General features: G+C 37.8%; 17 protein-coding genes. 13 read left to right on the forward strand and 4 right to left on the reverse strand.

What is annotated here, in order from left to right; all coding sequences use genetic code 11:
* Positions 1–41 precede the first annotated feature (41 nt).
* A complete protein-coding gene (locus tag IPM47_21035; protein ID QQS29281.1) occupies positions 42–791 on the reverse strand; it encodes an NUDIX hydrolase in 750 nt (249 codons plus the stop codon).
* A gap of 356 nt (positions 792–1,147) precedes the next feature.
* Between IPM47_21035 and IPM47_21040 the strand changes: the two genes are divergently transcribed.
* Positions 1,148–1,762 carry a sigma-70 family RNA polymerase sigma factor gene (locus IPM47_21040; GenBank protein QQS29282.1) on the forward strand — a complete coding sequence of 205 codons (615 nt, stop codon included), beginning with the start codon at positions 1,148–1,150 and terminating at the stop codon, positions 1,760–1,762.
* 29 nt (positions 1,763–1,791) lie between these two features.
* Positions 1,792–2,445, forward strand: coding sequence for a hypothetical protein (locus IPM47_21045; GenBank protein ID QQS29283.1), 654 nt, complete (start codon positions 1,792–1,794; stop codon positions 2,443–2,445).
* Positions 2,446–2,482: 37 nt separating this feature from the next.
* Here the strand turns inward: IPM47_21045 and IPM47_21050 are convergent, their stop codons facing one another.
* On the reverse strand, positions 2,483–5,503 hold the full coding sequence (locus IPM47_21050) for a CHAT domain-containing protein (protein ID QQS29284.1): 3,021 nt from the start codon (positions 5,501–5,503) through the stop codon (positions 2,483–2,485).
* A gap of 246 nt (positions 5,504–5,749) precedes the next feature.
* On the opposite strand from IPM47_21050, the gene IPM47_21055 reads away from it, so the two are divergent.
* The 5 genes from IPM47_21055 to IPM47_21075 all read left to right on the forward strand — a co-directional run bounded on the left by IPM47_21055 (position 5,750) and on the right by IPM47_21075 (position 9,833).
* Positions 5,750–6,184 (forward strand): hypothetical protein, encoded by a 435-nt coding sequence (locus tag IPM47_21055; GenBank protein ID QQS29285.1) that lies wholly within the window; start codon positions 5,750–5,752, stop codon positions 6,182–6,184.
* A 110-nt stretch (positions 6,185–6,294) separates the two neighbouring features.
* Positions 6,295–7,008: a hypothetical protein gene (locus tag IPM47_21060; protein ID QQS29286.1), complete on the forward strand. Its 714-nt coding sequence runs from the start codon at positions 6,295–6,297 to the stop codon at positions 7,006–7,008.
* Between the two features lie 646 nt (positions 7,009–7,654).
* Positions 7,655–8,089: a hypothetical protein gene (locus tag IPM47_21065; protein ID QQS29287.1), complete on the forward strand. Its 435-nt coding sequence runs from the start codon at positions 7,655–7,657 to the stop codon at positions 8,087–8,089.
* A gap of 110 nt (positions 8,090–8,199) precedes the next feature.
* The gene (locus tag IPM47_21070) at positions 8,200–8,928 is read left to right on the forward strand and encodes a hypothetical protein (protein ID QQS29288.1); all 729 of its coding nucleotides are present in this window, start codon (positions 8,200–8,202) and stop codon (positions 8,926–8,928) included.
* 395 nt (positions 8,929–9,323) lie between these two features.
* Positions 9,324–9,833: a hypothetical protein gene (locus tag IPM47_21075; GenBank protein QQS29289.1), complete on the forward strand. Its 510-nt coding sequence runs from the start codon at positions 9,324–9,326 to the stop codon at positions 9,831–9,833.
* 721 nt (positions 9,834–10,554) lie between these two features.
* On the opposite strand, the gene IPM47_21080 is transcribed toward IPM47_21075, so the two are convergent.
* Entirely contained in the window at positions 10,555–12,594 is a 2,040-nt protein-coding gene (locus IPM47_21080; GenBank protein ID QQS29290.1) for a hypothetical protein, read from the reverse strand.
* A 487-nt stretch (positions 12,595–13,081) separates the two neighbouring features.
* Here IPM47_21080 and IPM47_21085 point away from each other — a divergent pair, with 487 nt between their 5' ends.
* The 6 genes from IPM47_21085 to IPM47_21110 all read left to right on the forward strand — a co-directional run bounded on the left by IPM47_21085 (position 13,082) and on the right by IPM47_21110 (position 18,359).
* On the forward strand, positions 13,082–13,465 hold the full coding sequence (locus tag IPM47_21085) for a hypothetical protein (GenBank protein ID QQS29291.1): 384 nt from the start codon (positions 13,082–13,084) through the stop codon (positions 13,463–13,465).
* Positions 13,466–14,349: 884 nt separating this feature from the next.
* Positions 14,350–14,730 carry an Hsp20/alpha crystallin family protein gene (locus IPM47_21090; protein QQS31547.1) on the forward strand — a complete coding sequence of 127 codons (381 nt, stop codon included), beginning with the start codon at positions 14,350–14,352 and terminating at the stop codon, positions 14,728–14,730.
* Positions 14,731–14,868: 138 nt separating this feature from the next.
* Positions 14,869–16,383, forward strand: a complete 1,515-nt coding sequence (locus IPM47_21095; protein ID QQS29292.1) for a Do family serine endopeptidase — start codon at positions 14,869–14,871, stop codon at positions 16,381–16,383.
* A 290-nt stretch (positions 16,384–16,673) separates the two neighbouring features.
* A complete protein-coding gene (locus tag IPM47_21100) occupies positions 16,674–17,150 on the forward strand; it encodes a hypothetical protein (GenBank protein ID QQS29293.1) in 477 nt (158 codons plus the stop codon).
* Positions 17,151–17,155: 5 nt separating this feature from the next.
* Positions 17,156–17,428 carry a hypothetical protein gene (locus IPM47_21105; protein QQS29294.1) on the forward strand — a complete coding sequence of 91 codons (273 nt, stop codon included), beginning with the start codon at positions 17,156–17,158 and terminating at the stop codon, positions 17,426–17,428.
* A gap of 19 nt (positions 17,429–17,447) precedes the next feature.
* A complete protein-coding gene (locus tag IPM47_21110; GenBank protein ID QQS29295.1) occupies positions 17,448–18,359 on the forward strand; it encodes an IS1634 family transposase in 912 nt (303 codons plus the stop codon).
* Positions 18,360–18,459: 100 nt separating this feature from the next.
* Here IPM47_21110 and IPM47_21115 read toward each other — a convergent pair whose 3' ends face one another.
* On the reverse strand, positions 18,460–19,164 hold the full coding sequence (locus tag IPM47_21115; GenBank protein ID QQS29296.1) for a TIGR00730 family Rossman fold protein: 705 nt from the start codon (positions 19,162–19,164) through the stop codon (positions 18,460–18,462).
* Between the last annotated feature and the right edge of the window lie 13 nt (positions 19,165–19,177).

Raw genomic sequence — 19,177 nt, forward strand, 5'->3', positions numbered from 1 at the left:
TTTATTAATCGAAAATTTAGGGCAAAAGGTTGCTTGCCCGGTTAAATATCTGTTTTTTTGACTGTTTTACTTTTATCCTCTCTGGGTCGTTGTTCTTTTAATTCAAAATAAAAGCCATTTTTTACCATTTCTTCATACTTGTTTTTGTCAAAACGGTATAACCTTGCAGCCCTGTGCGAAACTTCTTTTTGAAACTCATCCAACTCGCTCAGTATTCCCATGTTCAAAATTTTTTTTCTAAAATTTCGCTTGTCCAGTGGCTGTTCCAAAATAGTTTCATATAGTTTCTGAAGGGCGGAGAGAGTGAATTTTTCGGGCAGCAGTTCAAACCCAATTGGTTGGTAACTAACTTTTCCGCGAATACGCTGTAATCCGGTTTCCAGAATTTTATGATGGTCAAAAGCTAAATGGGGCAGATTGTTGACCGGAAACCAATGAACATTTTTTGCGTCCGAAGCGGCTTGAATGATTTTGTCTGCCTGTGCTACCAAAGCATAATAGGCAACAGAGATAACTCTGCCTCTTGGATCGCGGTTTGGGCTTCCAAAAGTGTAAAGTTGTTCCAAAAAAACATCGGTCATGCCCGTTTCTTCTTCTAATTCCCGCAAAGCGGCGGTTTCAATTTCCTCGTTCATGTCCACAAAACCTCCGGGCAAAGCCCAGTCATTCTTAAACGGGTCGGCACCCCTTTGAATGAGCAATACTTTCAGGTCTGATTCTGTGGGGTCGAAACCAAAAACCACACAATCTACTGTTACTGCCGGTCGTGGATATTCATAGGTATAGGGCATTACAACTTTTGGTTTACTGCTTAACCATAAAGCAAATAGCTTTAATTTAAACGGCAAAATTACGATTTTTATCGGGATTGTGTTTTTAACCGTACCAACCTATTCCGCACTTTTTCAGGATATTGCCCATCTATATCGTATCAGTTTGGTTAACCAAACATGCACAGAAGAATTTTGTCCAAAAAAATGCAACTGTTGACAACTATTTAACCAACAAAAACCGAAATTTTCAATTTGCTTTTTGTGAAAATGACCACTCAGTTTTTACCACAGACCATCAGGTAATCGGATAAAGTTGTTGGAACAAAATATTTATTCTCTACTTTTGTGTAACATAAACGAGAAAAACGGCAGTAATGAATAGTCAGGAATTGATTGAAAAAATCCGGGCAGGCAATGTAGATGCCATCATACATGTTCAAAAGGCGGTGTTCCCTAACCTTAAACAAACCCTTCAAAAAAGGAAAGTGAATGCCGACACAGCAGACGAAGTATGTTGGTTGGCTTGGGAAGCCTTTTATCAGAATTGTCAAAAACCGGATTTTACCTTGAGCGGCAATTGGATAGGCTATGTGTATAATATAGGAATGAATATTTTCAATAAAAAACGGGAACGTTCTATTGAGTTGAAAACGGAATCTGATTTAAACAAAGAACAAAGTGCCAATTTCTGGGACGTACTTTTATCAAATACGGAAGATTTTGAAAACATAAATGATGCAGACATGACTGCCGGTGTTTTGAGAAAAAAAATATTTGATGCCTGTTTAAATTTTTTAAAGGAAGATTGCCGCATCATATTTAGAATGTCTTATTGGGAAAACAAAAGTTCAGACGATATCGCTTTAATTTTAAACACAACCAATACCAATACCCGGCAAAGAAAAGCAAGATGTCTGGAAGCGATGAGAAAAAAAATGACTGAGACCGGAATTTTCGATGAACTGTGCAATTTTGAACCTCTTTTTTAACCACTCCATTAACTAAAAAAATAAAACCCATGAACTATAACCATCCTTTTGAAATGATAGAGGCTTATCTGAAAGGAGAACTCAGCCCATCTGAAAAAACAGATTTAGAACAAAGGCTGAAAACAGATTCTGAATGGAGGAAGGAAGTCTTAACCTTAAAATTTATACAACAGGTATTTCAACGTTTTCCGCTTTTATCGGCACAGGAAATAGTCAACCGCTTAGGTGAAGATTTTTATGACCGAAAAGAACAAGACCTGAAACCGACTGAACCAACTTATAGTTTGGAAGATTTGCTCGACCTTTTTCGCCCTATCGAACATTTGGAATTAGAAATGGTAAGTCGAAGCAATAATACTCAACAAGATAGCCTTCAAAATAGGATAGTTTTTCCATTACCGGAAATAGATTGTTCCGGCAATCAATTGATTTTTGAAATTTTTCCTCCGGTCGAAGCAACTCTTGAGGTTGTCGTACATGATAATCTTGAGCAGATTATTGAAATCGGCAATGCAGTTTTTTTGCCTGAAACAGAACATCAAACCATCCAACTTCCGTCAAACATGTTGCCGGGCAGATATTATTGGCAAATTTCAGCGACAGATTTTGAGGCGCAAGCCCGATATGGTTCGGCAACCGGTTCATTTTTTATCCGTAAAGACCTGATGCCTGAAGGGGAGTAAATGGGTTGGGAACAAAAACAAGAAGTAAAGCCATTGCTTACCTGCCCATCAAGACAAATCCGCTCCAATAGGAAGGCGGATATTGACGATAAACCATATCTGATTTTGCCATTTTAAGGGCTTTGGGATATGGAAAACCTTCTAAAATATATTTATACAAAATCTGGGCTAATTGACTGGTCGGATTGTCCAAAACTTTGAAAAGCGTGTATATAATATTATGTGCGCCTGCATACAAAAAACCGCGGTTCAACGCCATCATACCCTCTCCTTCATTTTGTTTACCCAATCCTGTTTCACAACAACTCAACACCAATAAACCTGCTTTTAACTGAAGTTGAAAAATATCGTTGAGATAAAGTACCGGTTTTTCCATGTTCGATTCGGGTGAAAACAGAATACCAGTCAAATCCGGAAACTGATCATTGTAATCACTATGAGCGGCAATATGGACAAAATGATAATTGCCCGCTTCTGCCAAAAAATTGGAAATGGTCGCCTGTTCGTGCATAAAAAGGGTAGCAGTTAATCTGTTTTGTAGAAAAATTGATTGAATTCCAAGTAATTCATTTTCAGATTCAGGTAGTGAGTCAAACTCTTTATCTCCAATTTTTATAGAACGGTATTTTATTGATTTGTTCGACAAATCAGAAAGCGCATGAAGATTTTCCACCGGGTTTCCGGTTCGCTTGTCATCATTATGGGATTGTTTATCAGTATAAACGGGGGCAAAGCCTATAAAATTAGCGTTGTTTGATGGGTGGCTGAGATTTTCAACCAAAGGGCGGGTTCTGTAATAATGCCATAAAGTAGCAGAAAAATGGTATTGAATATCGAATTTCATCAGCAAATAAGGATAGTCAAAACTACCTTTAGCTGCAACGGGATGTGTTAGCAGTGCTTCAAACGGAAGTTTGGTCAATATTCCATCCGGTATAATAACTAAGGTATCGGTTGAGTTTGGGGGTAATTTTTCAAGTGCGTTTTGTAACAGAATTTGGTAAAGCACATATCCCTGATGTACGTAATTGCGGTTATTATAATTTTCGATGTTTCGGACAAAAGCCGCAATCAGAGCTTCGAACTTAGGGGGTTTATCTATCTGAAAAACGGTTTGATGGCAGAATGCGTTATTGTCTGGAGTAAGTATATCGGACGAAACAAACAAGCATATATAAATATAAGTTTCCCCAACAAAAAATTCGAGCAATGCTGTTCGGGCAGGAAGCCGGATTTGTTGAGCAGTAACTGTTTGAGTCTGATATTTAAGTTGAAAATAATCGGGATAATCTGCTTCAAAACTTTTTAACAAAGAGGCATAATGTTGTTTGAAATCAAACAGACTGCTTTTCCACTCCATCAAAACCGGAATGTTTTTGTCGTCTTCTTTTTCATATTGTGTTTCAGCGATCCTTTTTTCTAAAAAATTGATTTCGACCCTTAACCGTTGTTCTTCTTCTTTCAAATGCAAAGGAATTCCGGCGGTTTGTTGGGCGTGTCGCTCCTTAATGGCAGCAAACAGCAGCACCGCTTTACATTTTTCGGCATAAACAAAAATATAGTTCAAAGCCTCATTTGGATGAGGCAGTTCCAAATCCGGGTGAATTTGTTTCAACCGGAAAAAAGCAGATTCCAAAGGAGGTTTCATCTGCAAATCGTTCCAAAAAAGATTGACTTGCCAGTTAACATTAATGGCTTGATCATAAATATTTTTTGCTTTTTCTGATAAAATCAGTTTGCTCCCTTCTGCCTGATAGCTTCCTCTCATTTGGTCAATCAATTGAATTGCATGATGAAAAGTATGGTAGGCTGCAAGCAAATGAAGTATGGGTTTGAGATTATTGGTCTTGAAAATATCAAAATGAGCTTCGGCTTTTCTGACCAAGGCATCCAATAGAACAGGGGCGTTACTGTAATCCCTGATAGTGGGGTTGTGAAATGGGTCGGGATCGGAATAGTCTGAAAACAGGCAATTCATAGCTTGATGAAAACATTGGAGCGGGTCCTTACCCAGTTTATTCAAACACAATCCGAGGTTCAAATATGAAACTGCCGTATCGGAATGTTTTTCACCTAAAACCTGAAGTCTTATTTTTAAAGAGCGTTCAAAATATTCAATGGCTTTTTTGTAATTATTTTTCCCTTCATAACAAGCTCCCAGATTGTTGTAACATTCTGCTACCAAAGGATGATTTTCGCCAAACGCAAAAAGCAATATGCTCAAGGCGCGTTTATGGAAATAGATGGCTTTATCAAAATCGCCTTTTTTTTCGTGACAAATGCCTACATTGTTATAGTTCATAGCAATTTCAGGATGCCGGCTGTCGAAGGCTTTTTTTCTGATTTTAAGCGATTTTTTATAGTATAAAACAGATTCATCAAAATTCTTCATGCTTTCATAGCAAACGCCCATGTTATTGTAGCTCATTGCAGTTAAAAGGTGTTGCTCACCATTCAAGGTCAAACGAATATTCAAAGCTCGTTCCATATATCTTACACCCAGGTCATAATCCCCTTTTTTGTGAAAACAGATACCCAGATTGTTATACCCGGATGCCACTAACGGATGTAAATTGCCAAAATGTTTTAGCCGAATATCCAAACAGGTTTCAAAATGACTGATGGCTTTATCCAGATAACCTTTTTCTACATAACATACCCCTAAATTATTATAACTGTGAGTAGTTTCATAATGATGTTCTCCAAGCTTATTTTGACGAATGTTCAGGGAGGTTTTAAAAAAACCGATGGCCTTGTCATAATCTCCCAAATTAAGGAGGGCTGCTCCGATATGATGGTAGCAATTTGCTGTGTGTAAATCATTTTCTCCCAACTGCTTCAAACTTGTTGACAGTGCTTTTTCTGCTGTTTCCAAAGCAATGGCGTTGGCTCCGGTGCGCCAATTACATTCACATTCAAGAATTAACATGTCTATATACGCTTCCCAATTTTCCTCAGCTTCCAACAAAGGAAGTAGCTGATGGCTTATTTCCAATGCTTTTGCGTATTGATTTCTATTAAACAACTGTTGAACAACTTCTATCTGTTCTTGAAGCATATCGCCTGAAATTTGATCCTACCCTACGAAGATGTCAATCAAAGATACAAAAATGTAAAAAATTTTCAGCCGGCATGTCACAATCCAATCAAAAGGGGTAGTAAGAGATAACTAACCCAAACAAACCTGCCAGAAAGCAACCAAAAAATTTAGAACAAGCAAAACCTAAACAAAATGAAAACGACTATTAACCACAACATTTCAATTTCAAAAAAACAATTTTCAACCCAAAATTTTCTAAGATTTATGAAAAACACAATTGCCCTGTTTGTATTTAGTTTTGCACTTTTATTTGCCGGCAACTTAACTGCCCAAAACAAAATTGGTAATACCGCCAATATGAAAGATGTTGAAGCCGATCTTAAATCACTTGATTTTGATGTCCAAAGTTTTTCAAATGAGTTAATCTATCAAGACAGCGAAGTTAAAGTTTTTGTTAAAACAGCCACTAACCAACCGAAACAGTACTACGCAGTCAATCAGTTTGGCGACATTGTTAACCTTGTTTTTGACGATTCTAAATCTCAAAATCCTACGGCAGCTTCGGCAAAAAAAGCAGGTTCCAACAAAACCCCTCTGACAAATACTCGCCCACCGATTAAATGCAAATGTGTGAAAAAAGATCCTGCAACCGGACTATGCACGGAATATGAATGTAAAGCCGGCGATGTGAAATTCTAAATCCATTAAAATCTCATATAAAACACGCTCTTTGTTTTCCTGAAAAAAGGGCGTGTTTTTTTTTAAACAAAAACCAATTACTTAATTCACAAATTAAACAATTCCAAAAAATGAAAACTTCAATTTTATATCTCTCTGTTTTGTGTTGTCTTTTTATCTTTTGTGCTTCCAATGTTTTTGCTCAGGCAAAGAAACAAACAGAATTAGGTCCTAATAAAGAATGCGGAAGTTGTGGAGAAGGCTGTATCAGCTGCACTGTTTGTGATGACAAAGAAATGAAAACCAACTGTAAAGAATACATCTGTGATACCGCAGGAAATTGTGATGAATTGCCAAAATCTAAATCTAAATTTTATGATTTTAACAATACAGAAATGATACAATCAAACACTGAACAAATCAACACAACCAAAACTTCCCCCGTAAACATCAACTATGTTTCAAAGAATGCAATAAGCAAAAAAACCTTAAATAAAAGCAATACAACTGTAAATGTTATCCAAAAAGGAGCATTAAAAGAGGGGTTGAACATCATTGCCGTTGATAAATCAAAAACCCTGGAAATTGTACAACAAAGCGGTCAAATTGTATCCATGTTTACAGTTAATAACCAAATTAAAAGCAACGATTTAATTGCCGATATTAATACGGCAAAAGCACAAAGCATGAAAACTGCCGGCGGAAAAGGGTTAAGTTTTTCTTGTGGTTTATTTGCTTGTGGTTGCGAAAATAAAGCCGATTGTAAAGATATGTTAGAAACTGTTTGTGGCGGAACTGTCTGGTGTGACTTAGAGATCGAAAAATGTTTTTGTCTTAGGTTTTAACAAACTGATATAGTAGTATCAAAAATTTAAATAACTAAAACTCTTATCAAAACTTTAACACTAAACCACTATGAATGATTTAACCATCATAGTGGTTTTGTTTATATGCTAAAAAAGCATTACATAGTCCAATCTATGTTGATAAAAAGATGAAGATAAATTCCAGGTTGTGCATTTCACTTTAGATAATCATAGATTTGGTACAGTCAGGGCGTTAATTTAAAGCCGTGTAAAGTGATTATCAAAGTAAAACTTTGTAGCTACATAAATAAAACCTTACAGATAAAAACAGAACCAACTCTGTTTTACTCAACCAGAAACGTCTGTTAAAACCTTTAGTTTCAATTCCTGTGAATATGGTGAAATAAGAAACTGCTCATCAAACTACATGAGCAATAAGACCTTATCAATCTTTTCATCTACAAAAATTGGCCATTTTAAAATTTGGTAACCCTGCGCAAAAAAAAATGAAAAAATCATTCAAAAAACTGTCACAAAAGAAATAAAGCCGGAAGTACATTATAGAACCCGAAAGTAACCCACCAAAATTTTTAAACAACAAATCATCCTTTAAATGAAAAACTCAAACCTTCCCAAATTTTCAAATTCAAAAAACATTTTTTCAACCCAAAATTTTTTAAGTCTTATGAAAAACACAATTGTTCTGTTTACATTCTTTACTGCGCTCTTTTTTTCCGGAGCTTTAAATGCCCAAAACAGTGGTATTAACAGTTTAAAAAACCTTTCACACCTTCAAGCTCAGGGAGCAAGTGTAGATGCCAAAAACAAAGATTCAAAAGAGCTGATACACGAAGACAAAGAAATTAAAATTTATGCCACAACGAATTCCAATCAAAGCAAAGAGTATTTTGCTGTAAATCAATTTGGCGACAATGTAAACCTTATTCTTGATGTAGCTGCTATTCAAAACGCAACGACCTCTTCGGCAAAAAAAGCAGGTTCTAACCAAACACCGCCTACTAATCCTCGCCCACCAATCAAATGCAAATGTGTGAAAAAAGACAATACAACCGGTCTTTGCACAGAGTATGAATGTTCAGCCGGTACTGTTAAATTCTAAATCCATTAAAATCTCATCGAAAACATCCTCTTTGTTTTCCCGAATAAAGAGGGTGTTCTTTTCAAAACAAAAACCAATTCCTTAATTCACCAATTAAACAACTCTTAAAAATGAAAACTTCAATTTTATTTCTTTCCGTTTTATGTTGTCTTTTTATCTTCAGTGCCTCTCATGTTTATGCTCAAGCTAAGAAAAAATCAGATTTAGGTCCTTATAAAGAATGTGGCAGTTGTGGAGTAGGTTGTATCAGTTGTACTGTTTGCGATGACAAAGAAATGAAAACCAATTGTAAAGAGTATATCTGCGATACTGCCGGAAATTGTGAAGAGTTACCAAAATCTAATTCTTCAGGTAAGTTTAACAACTATGACAAAACTAAATCAGATTGGATGAATACGAAATATGAGCAAACAACTAATACTACAACTACGACGGTTAATACCAACTATGTTTCACAAAAACAAATTAGCCAAAAAGCCTTTAACAGAGGTAAAACCACCGCAAATGTCATTCAAAAAGGAGCGTTAAAAGAAGGCGTGAACATCATTGCAGTCAATAAATTTAAAACCCTTGAAATTGTACAACAAAGCGGTCAGATTGTATCCATGTTCGCGGTTAATAACCAAAACAAAAGCAACGATTTAATTGCCGAAATTAATACAGCAAAAGCACAAAGCATTAAAACTACCGGCGGTAAAGGTTTAAACTTCCATTGCGGGTTTATTATATGCGAATGTGATGGTGAAGATGATTGTATCAAAATGTTCGATACTAACGTTTGTTCCGGAGATGCTTATTGCGATTCGAATACCGGAAAATGTTATTGTATTAACTGGTAAATGTTTATAAACAATTAAGCCTTTATTTAAACAAGGATAGCAGAGATTATAAACCGCTATGAAGGATAAGAACTTCATAGCGGTTTTTTTCAATTTTTTAATATTGCCATTTTCTGAGTTTTAATTCAGCAATTCTTGGTTTAGCGGAATAAAAATTTAATCTTGTAGATAACATTGTTTCAATTATAGTCTTTTTTAGAAAAAACATAACCTTGATAGACAATTTAATCAAATTAGTGAGAGAGGGTCTTAGTAAGTGGAAGATAAACGGAAATCAAATCGCACCAATGAATTGAGTGGGCTACTGAATTTGGCATTTGCTATGTTTCACCTCAAAGCTTAACTCTCTAAGCTCATTTCGTGATCAATATGCTGTACGTGCCAAAAATTTGCAAATGGTTTATGGGGTAGAAACACTACCGGGTGACACCACGCTAAGGCAGGCAATAGACACAGAAGAGCCAAGAGCTTTGCAGGGTCTGTTCGGAGTATTTATACAGTTTTTGCGTGATTGTGGTGTGTTGCAACAACGTAGGGTGTTGGCTAAACTGAGCGGTTTTACGGCGGTAGCCATTGATGGTACCAATCATTATTGTTCAGGCAATAAGTGTTGTGCGCAATGTTTAGTGAAAGAGCATCGAGACGGGGAAACGGGTTACTACCATCAGACACATGGTGCGGTATGTGTTCATCCGGATCAGGCAACGGTATTTGTGTTAGGTGCAGAGGCTATAGTCAAACAAGACGGCAACAGTAAAAATGACTGCGAACTCAATGCCATTAAACGACTACTGCCACAGATTAGGGAAAGAATTGGAGCGGAAAAGATTATCGTCCTTTTAGACGGACTATATTGCAATGGAGCTAAATGGGCAACATCAGGACAAGACGACCAATTATTTTGAGGTAAGTGTGCAAGACAAAAGCACCGGCGAGCAACTTTATAATGGTACTTTTATCACTGACTTCTTGTCTATTGATGAAACGACCTTTCAAGAACTATTTGCCGTAGCCCGTTGTCGGTAGAAAATAGAAAATGAAACCTTTAATACCCTCAAAAATCAGAGTTATCACTTAGAGCACAATTACGTACATGGACAGATGTACTTGGCTACCAACTTTATGCTACTTACCTTTTTAGCCTTTTTAGTAAACCAAATAGCCCAACATCTTGACCAAGATTTCCAAGCTGCCAAAAAAAACTGCCAAAACCCTCATAGCATTGTGGGAATAAGTAAGAGCGTTTGTTTATTTTGTCCCAATAACTTCTATCGGGGCAGTTTATAGATTTATTGGTAAAGCCGAACAACTTAAAGTACCCCGCTTGAATAGAATTATAGTAAATTATCCCTAAACCGAGAATCGCTGAGTTGCTGAAGCATATATGTAGCCAATAACGAGGTGAAACAAACAACCTATATGGTTTGGGGCATAAAACAACCTGCTACCCAAATGGTTAATGGGTTTTGGTACAAATGTTAAGAAAAAAGACGGTAAAAGGCATACCGCTTTTACAAAAGTGCAGCAACGCGGCACAATCAAGTGTTTGGGGTGGTATTTGTGGGTTACAAGGTGTTGTATGTTTGCTCTATAAACCACCAGAAGAAACGGTTGATTGTTAACTCGTTACCTTACAGAACTCCACCCAATGGCTGAGGCATTAGCAGTATGATGGGCATAGTCTCCTGTAACTATTACCTGGCCATTAAGGTCAAAATCTCCGTTAACATAACCAGTGAACCCTAATTGGTTTCTGAATACGTTGTAATCTTGGTAATTAATGACACCGTCTGCATTGGCATCGCCTGCCTTGAGGCCGTAAGTAAAGTTTAACGGCGCTAATTGTGTAACGCCGCCTGCTACATTGGCGGGGAGTGTAAAATTGTAAGGCGTGCCGGCATTGGGTAAGCTAAGGATATTAGCGCTCACAACCGCCAGATGATTGCGATGCCTAATGGCTATTTTGTAGTTATTGCCATGATAAAAACCGGCTGCCGGAAACAAGGCACCTACAGTGCCGTCGGTATGTAGTACCACGCCGTCGTTTCGTAAAAAAGCTGCTTTACGAAAAATTACATTGCCTAACAGGTCGCATACATCCACCAAAATCCAATCTACCACATTGGGTGGTATGCTTTCTACACTTTCGGTGCCTTCATAATACCATGGATCTGAATTATAGGGTTGGAATAATGGTATCATGTTGAGGTTGCTTAGTGTAGTATTCATATTGTTTGTACCAGAGTTGAAAGGACCTTGTAAGTTTACAGTAGCTTCTACCCTTACTCCTGGTGAGGGTGTGCCACTAATGTTTATATTGTCTAAATACAAGTTATTACCATATCCATTTATGGCTACAAAACGCACCAATACCGAATTGCCGACATATTGGTTTAACTCAATGGTTTCTGTACGCCATTGGCTACAATCTGGCACAAAGTTGTTTATAGTAGCGGGAGCGGTGGCTAAGTTGCTACCGCTTTTGTCATAAACAGTATTAAAATCAATGCCGCAGTTGTTAGAAACTTCTACCCTAAGGGCATCAAAGTAGGTGGCATCATAAGGGGCATAGGCTATATCAAAGGTAAAGGTGCTGTTGGATAGAGAAGAAAGGTCATAAATAGGGAGGGTCAAAATATCTACCTGCCCTGTGGAGCTATAATTATAGTGATTTAAAAAAGCCGATTGCCCGTTACAAACAGTTGTTTGTGCAGTCCAGGTTATATGGTTATCGGCGTTTACTACTTCGTATCCAGGTGGGGGGAATGGGGAGGAGAAATTTTGCGAGCCGGGTGGATTTAATGCCTGATTAACCAAAACTAAAACGGAATTGGATAACGGAGATACGCAATTGGAACTTAGTATTGAGTAAATTTCTACTGTATAATGCCCTTCGGCACCTATAGAACCTACAGTAAGAGTTGATGCTGAGGCACCTTTTATCAAATCGCCATCTTTGTACCAACGATAGTTATAATGCATAGATGAAAAAGGAGGTAGTATTGCCGATGCTGTTAAAACACCGCTGCCTCCTCGGCATAAAGTTAGTTCTGAAGGAGTAATGATGGGCCCATCGGGAGGAAGTTCAATAAGTACAATCGGTGAAGATTGAGTAGTAAAACAGTTGGACATTGCTGCATGTTGTAAACGTACTGTATAACTTCCGGGGTTGAAAACTAATAAACTTGAAGAGCTAGTCATTTGTATAAAGGTGCCGTTCCTGAACCAATGGTAAACGAATTCTGGATAGCCAGCTGGTATTGATGAGGCAGTAAGGGTAATAGGTACAATACACAAATTATTGCTGGAGGGCGGGTTTATGGTGGGGTTGGTAGGCGGTAAGTTGCAACCTCCTGCTACCAATGTTTGTAAGTTTACAGTATTAGCGACCTGAAAATTGTTGTTGTTGTTAAAATTGTCTATTGCAGCCGCAGCAGGGCGGGAAAATGAGTGATTGGTGGCATTGGCAGCTACAAAATTGCCATTTAGGTTTGCTCTGGGCATTGTGTAGAAGTCAATAGCTTGTAAGCGTGTCTGGTTGTTTACCACCAAAGGACACTGCCAATGACCTGTTGGATTAGTTATTATAGTGGCCGGCTGTGCCATTAGTGCAAGCATCAATATAATGTTTACTACTGTTACATTGGAGTTGGTATTTTTTTTCATAGAACAGACTGTTTAATATGTGATAAAAAAAGAGACATATTGAAAATATAGCATTGTTTAAGGACTGCAACATCTATCATTTTGAAAAACAAAACACACAATATCAGGTATTGCATATTGTGTTATTTTATTGAATAATAAACAATGATTAGAAAAAAGTGGCAAAAAAGCAATCTCACTTAAAAACGATATTAAATAATATATTTATTATTTAATAAAAATGACACTGTTCCCTTCTGCAATTCTCGGTTTAACGGAATAAAAATATAATCTTGTAGATAACATTGTTGCAAGAATAGTCTTTTTTTTAGAAAAAACATAACCATGATAGACAATTTATTCAAATTTGTGAGAGAGGGTCTTAGTAAGGTGGAAGGTAAACGGAAATCAAATTGCACCAATGAATTGGGTGAGCTACTGAATTTGGCATTTGCTATGTTTCACTTCAAAGCTTAGCTCTCATTTTGGTACTTTTATCACTGACTTCTTGCCTATTGATGAAACGACCGTTCAAGAACTATGTGTCGTAGCCCGTTGTCGGTGGAAAATAGAAAATGAACCCTTAAATACCCTCAAAAATCAGGGTTACAACTTAGAGCACAATTACGTACATGGACAGATGTACTTGCCTACCAACTTTATGCTACTTACCTTTTTTTCCTTTTTAGTAAACCAAATAGCCCAACATCTTGACCAAGATTTCCAAGCTGCCAAAAAAGCTGCCAAAACCCTCAAAGCATTGTGGGAAAAAGTAAGAGCGCTTGTTTATTTTGTCCCAATAACTTCTATCGGGGCAGTTTATAGATTTATTGGTAAAGCCGAACAACTTAAAGTACCCCGCTTGAATAGAATTATAGTAAATTATCCCTAAACCGAGAATCGCTGGTTTTTAATTGCAACTTCCTCCGTTTTTAAAACAAGAAATGGTTCATTTCCTGTTTCAATTCTCTTTGAAATTGCAATTTTCAGAGTTTGAATTTCAATTTTCTCCGGTTTTCAAATAAGAAATGGTTCATTTCCTGTTTCAATTCTCTTTGAAATTGCAATTTGGCCGGTTCTTAAAATAAGAAATGGTTCATTTCCTGTTTCAATTCTCCTTTAAATTGCAATTTCACTCGTTTTTCAAACAAGAAATGGTTCATTTCCTGTTTCATTTTTCTTTACAATTGCAATTTTCTAAGTTTTAATTGAAATGTTTTTCAACCTTTTTCTGTTTATTATCTCTAAAATTTGAAAATGGCGTAGCAAAACAGCAATAAGGGTTAGTGTTTTTTCGATGTTGTCCGTTATATTTTTAAAGGAAGGGGAGGGCATTTTTAATTAACGGCTAAATTTTAAATTCAAAAATTCACAATACTATTGTCAACTTTTAGGGTTTGTGTTTTGTCTTGAGAAAGTTTCGTTTTTGTGTTAAAATTTGAGCGTTAGATTTGGGTTGTTGTTACGGGCTTAGTGTGGACTTCTGATTTCATAAAAAGTAACTGCGTGTAATTATGCTAAGAAAAACAACCGTAGTCGAAAATTTTCATTTGATTTAATTTTACTGCTTTTTACTTTAAATTTTTGTGTTTAAAAAAAACATCCTTTGAACTTTTACCCCAATAATTTGCGTTTTTAACCTGATAACTTAGTTATTTAACATTTAAAACATCCGGACAGATGGAAAAGAAAGAGAAAATTTCAGAAATGTTTGAAGACCTGATCAACAAAGGTGCTCAAAGTTTGAATAAAGGCATGGATATGCTCGACAAAACCATGAAAGATGTATTTAGCGGTAGTGGTGGAAATGCCGGAAAAACTACAGGCACAGTTCCTACAATCAATATTGTAGAAACCGGTGAAAATTTCAGGGTTGAAGTTGCTGCTCCCGGCTATACTAAATCTGATTTTAAACTACAGGTAAACAATGATGCCCTGACTATCAGTGCTGAAAAAACAGTGGACAGCGAAAAAGAAGGCGAGCAGTTTGTATTGCGCGAGCATACCTATTCTGCGTTCTCCCGATCGTTTAAACTCGACCCCGATATAGATGTCAAAAAAATCAGTGCTGCCTATCAGGATGGTATTTTGATCATCACATTGGGCAAAAAAGACGAAGCGATTAAACAACCCGGGACTGAAATACATATTGGCTAATGCAGGTTTCCGTTTTATTGTCGTTAAAAAAGGTTAATCTATAGGCAATTGAAAAATTTTTCTGTTGTTGTTTTGTTAATATTGCAATCGTCCAAAAACGTAAAACAAAATTTTATTTTAACCAAATACCTATAAACTATGCGTAAACTATTTCAGTTAGTACTTGCTGCTGTGTTGGGTAGTGCAGTTACCTTAATTGCCTACCAAAAAATGGGATTTATTCCTGCATCCAATCCGGGTAATTCAGAATCAATTACCAATTCTGAAAACCTGACAACACCTCATTCAACCCTTACTAACTATGGCATGCCCTCCTCTTTGCCGTTGAGCGCACCTACTGATTTTACTGCTGCTGCTGCTAAATCTACTCCGGCTGTGGTGCATATTCAATCCACCATTCAATATCAGGCAACATCCAATCAGTACACAAATCCTTTTGATTTTTTTGGCGATGATTTCTTTTTTGGCCCCAGAGGCAGAGGGGGTCAGCCAAGGCCTCAGATTGCAACCGGATCCGGAGTTATTCTGAGTTCTGACGGATATATCGTAACCAATAATCACGTTGTAGCCAAAGCCACAGAGCTGGAAGTTACCTTATATGACAAAAGAACCTACAAGGCGACTCTCGTAGGAACAGACCCTTCGACCGATCTGGCTGTGATTAAAATTGACGATACCAACCTTCCGACCCTTGCATTGGCTAATTCTGACGAAGCGCAGGTTGGCGAATGGGTGTTGGCTGTCGGCAATCCGTTTAACCTCGAATCGACAGTTACCGCAGGTATTGTCAGTGCGAAAGGCCGCAATATCAAAATATTGGAAGATAAGATGGCCATTGAATCGTTTATTCAAACAGATGCCGCAGTCAATCAGGGAAATAGTGGAGGGGCTTTGGTCAATACCTCCGGGCAATTGTTGGGTATCAATACCGCAATTGCAACGCCAACCGGAACCTATGCCGGCTATTCTTTTGCTGTGCCTGCCAATATTGTCGGTAAAGTGGTAGATGATCTGAAAAAATACGGCGTGGTTCAGCGTGCGTTTTTAGGCATCAGCATTAGCAATGTTGACGGAAAATTGGCCAAAGAAAACGGGCTGAACGTTACACAAGGCGTTTATGTGGGTGAATTGTTGGAATCCGGTCCGGCAGTTGAAGCCGGTATCACCAAAGGCGATGTGATTGTCCGAATTGGAAATGCCGAAATCAAGTCTATTTCTGAGCTTCAGGAACAAATTGCACTTCACCGCCCCGGCGACCGGCTTATGGTTACCGTAAACAGAAAAGGTGCCGAAAAAACATTACCGGTAGTTTTGAAAAATAAAGAAGGCAATACCGGATTGGTTACCAAAAACACCGAAAAACTTGATTTGTTAACCTCCTTAGGCGCTGAGTTTGAAAACCTGACCAACCGCGAAAGTGCAGATTTGGGAATTCAGGGCGGAGTGCGGGTAAAAAAGCTAAAAAACGGCCAATTATCCAACAATACCAATATTCGCGAAGGATTTATCATCACTAAAGTTGACGATACCCTGGTATCTTCGACCGATCAATTGTCCGAAGTTTTGTACGAGAAAAAAGGCAACGGCGCATTGCTGAAGGGCATCTATCCCAATGCTCCCAAAAGCACTTATTTTTATGGAATAGGAATATAGATGTAACTTTTATGAGCCTTTAGCTCCTTGTCTGAAGCTCGCTACAAAAAAACTCCCCTTTTGCAATGCCTGAGGCATGAAAAAGGGGAGTTTTCGTTTAGTAAGGTATCTGTTGAAGCGACAGGGTTGTGTGTTTAGAGATACAAAAAAGGTTAAAAGTTTGGGCGCAAAATTCCGTGTTTGTAGAAGTCTGCGATGTATTGCACTACTTCATTCACCTGACTTTGACAGTTAAATGAGATAACCCGTTAATAATCAATGATAATAAGAAATAAAAAACCGCAATTGTAGTGGCAACTTTTTTTCTTAGGCTATTGTTTTTAAGACAATATGCTTACATTTGCGGTATGTTTGTAAAAGCCACTAAATCTAAAAACCATACGTATATTCAGTTAGTGGAATCTTTTCGTGAAGGAAAGACTACCAAGCACAAGGTAATTGCCAACTTTGGTCGCCTTGACCAGTTGCGTGATTCAGGATTCCTACTATCAGTTGGGCAGAAATTGCTGTCATTGAATAACACGCCTTGCATTGGGGCAGAGAATTTGCAGGAAACTGCACGCTTCTGTTATGGTCATTTGGTCTATAAAAAAGTATGGGAGCAACTTGGCATCGGAGAAATTATCAAAAAATGTGCTAAGGGAACAAGGATAAAGTTCGATATAGAAGAGGTGATTTTCTATTGTGTGCTTCATCGTCTGTTGAAAAGCAAATCAAAACATCAAGCATTTAAAGATCAGAAATTGTTTTATGGGCAGGAAACATAATTGGGTTGCAAGAAATTTACCGAAGTTTAGATTTTTTGTGTGATAAAAAGCAGGCAATTGAGACACAACTGTTTTACCATAAAAAAGGCGTTTATGCTAAGCCCATCGAAGTTGCTTTTTATGATGTAACGAATTATCACTTTGAGACAAACAGAGCAGATGCTTTACGCGAATTTGGGTTTAGCAAAGCTGGAAAGTTTAATGAAGTACAAGTGGTGATGGGCTTATTTATAGATAGCACAGGCAGACCGATAGGCTACGATCTTTTTCCGGGGTAATACTTTTGATGGTCAGACGATGGTAGATGCGCTGAAAATGTTAGAAAAGCAGTTTAATATAAGAAAAGTCATTGTAGTAGCCGACAAAGGTCTCAACTCGAAAGAAAATTTTCATTTAATACGTCAAGCGGGTTATGACTACATTGTTAGTGCCCGCTTAAAATCGATGCCCCAAAAGTTGGTACAAAAGATTTTGGCAACCAATGATATGGAGACAAAGACTGTGTGCGAGGATACGGGTGAAGTAACATTTAGCTGGAAAGTGTTGGATTACGAAACAACCTACAGCGATGCCAATAAAAAGAAACAAAAATTGCAAGATAAACTCCTAATTACTTGGAGTGCCAAAAGGGCAGCCAAAGACGCAAGAGACAGGGAAAGACAAATACAAAAAGCAAAAGTCAAATTAGACAACGGAGCGGACTTGCAAAACAAAAAGGGGGCTAACCGATTCCTGAAAATGGCGGAGAGTACCAATACAAAAGCTGCTGAAATAGACCAAGAACGAATAGATGAAGATGCAAAATGGGATGGTTACTACGGCATACAGTATAGTAAAACGGATATGACGAACGAAGAAGTCTTGGCAAACTACCATCAATTATGGAAAATAGAAGAAAGTTTCCGGGTATTGAAGACCACCCTATCCACTCGACCAATTTTTCATTGGACACCCAAAAGGATAAAAGGACATTTCATGACCTGTTTTTTAGCATTCATGCTCGAACGGACGGTGGAACTAACCCTAAAGTTTGCAAACATCAACTTAAGTCCATGCAGTATTAAAGAAGAACTCAATCAAATGCAATTGTCTGAACTAACAATTGATGATAAAAAGTACTTGCTGAAAGGTGCTGACACAGCATTAACCAACAAAATCCTTTCGGCATTTCGTATCCCTCCGTTCAAAGACTTAGCTCCAGCGAACTAAATAACCCGTTTTGTAGTGGCAACTATGCCATTTTTAGGAAACTTAACTCGCTGATTATCAATGGTTTGTGAAATTTAACTGTCAAAGTCAGGAAAAAAGGTTAAAAGTTTGGGCGCAAAATTCCGTGTTTGTAGAAGTCTGCGATGTATTGCACTACTTCATTCACATCATCGGTTACAGGTATTAAATCCAGGTCGTTTGGACTGATAGTAGCTTCGCGTTCCAACAGTGTTGACTTTATCCAATCCAACAAGCCCTGCCAAAATTTGCTGCCTACCAATACGATTGGAATTCGTTCAATCGTATGTGTTTGCACCAAAGTCAGACATTCAAACAACTCGTCCAGGGTGCCATAACCGCCGGGCATAAAGACAAAAGCCTGCGCATATTTTACAAACATGACCTTACGGACAAAAAAGTAGTTGTGGTCTAACGATTTATCGCGATCAATAAACGGATTAGCGCCGGTTTCAAACGGCAGGTTAATATTTAAACCTACCGATTTGCCGCCCGCCATTTGAGCACCCCGATTTGCCGCTTCCATGATGCCCGGACCTCCTCCTGTAATAATTCCGTAACCTTCCTGCACCAGTAATCTGGCAATTTCGATGGCAGTTTGATAGTAATGATGTTCAGGTTTTGTACGGGCAGAACCGAAAATTGATACACAGGGGCCTAAGGTATTCAGAGTTTCAAAACCGGTTACAAACTCAGACATGATTTTAAAAATTCTCCAGGAGGACTCTGCCTGAAGTTCTGACCAGGGCTTTTCGTGATGGGGTGTTTTGGTTTTTAAAGCATCCATAATTCGCAATTCT

The sequence above is a fragment of the Sphingobacteriales bacterium genome (genome assembly GCA_016700115.1).
Taxonomy (GTDB): Bacteria; Bacteroidota; Bacteroidia; order Chitinophagales; family UBA2359; genus UBA2359.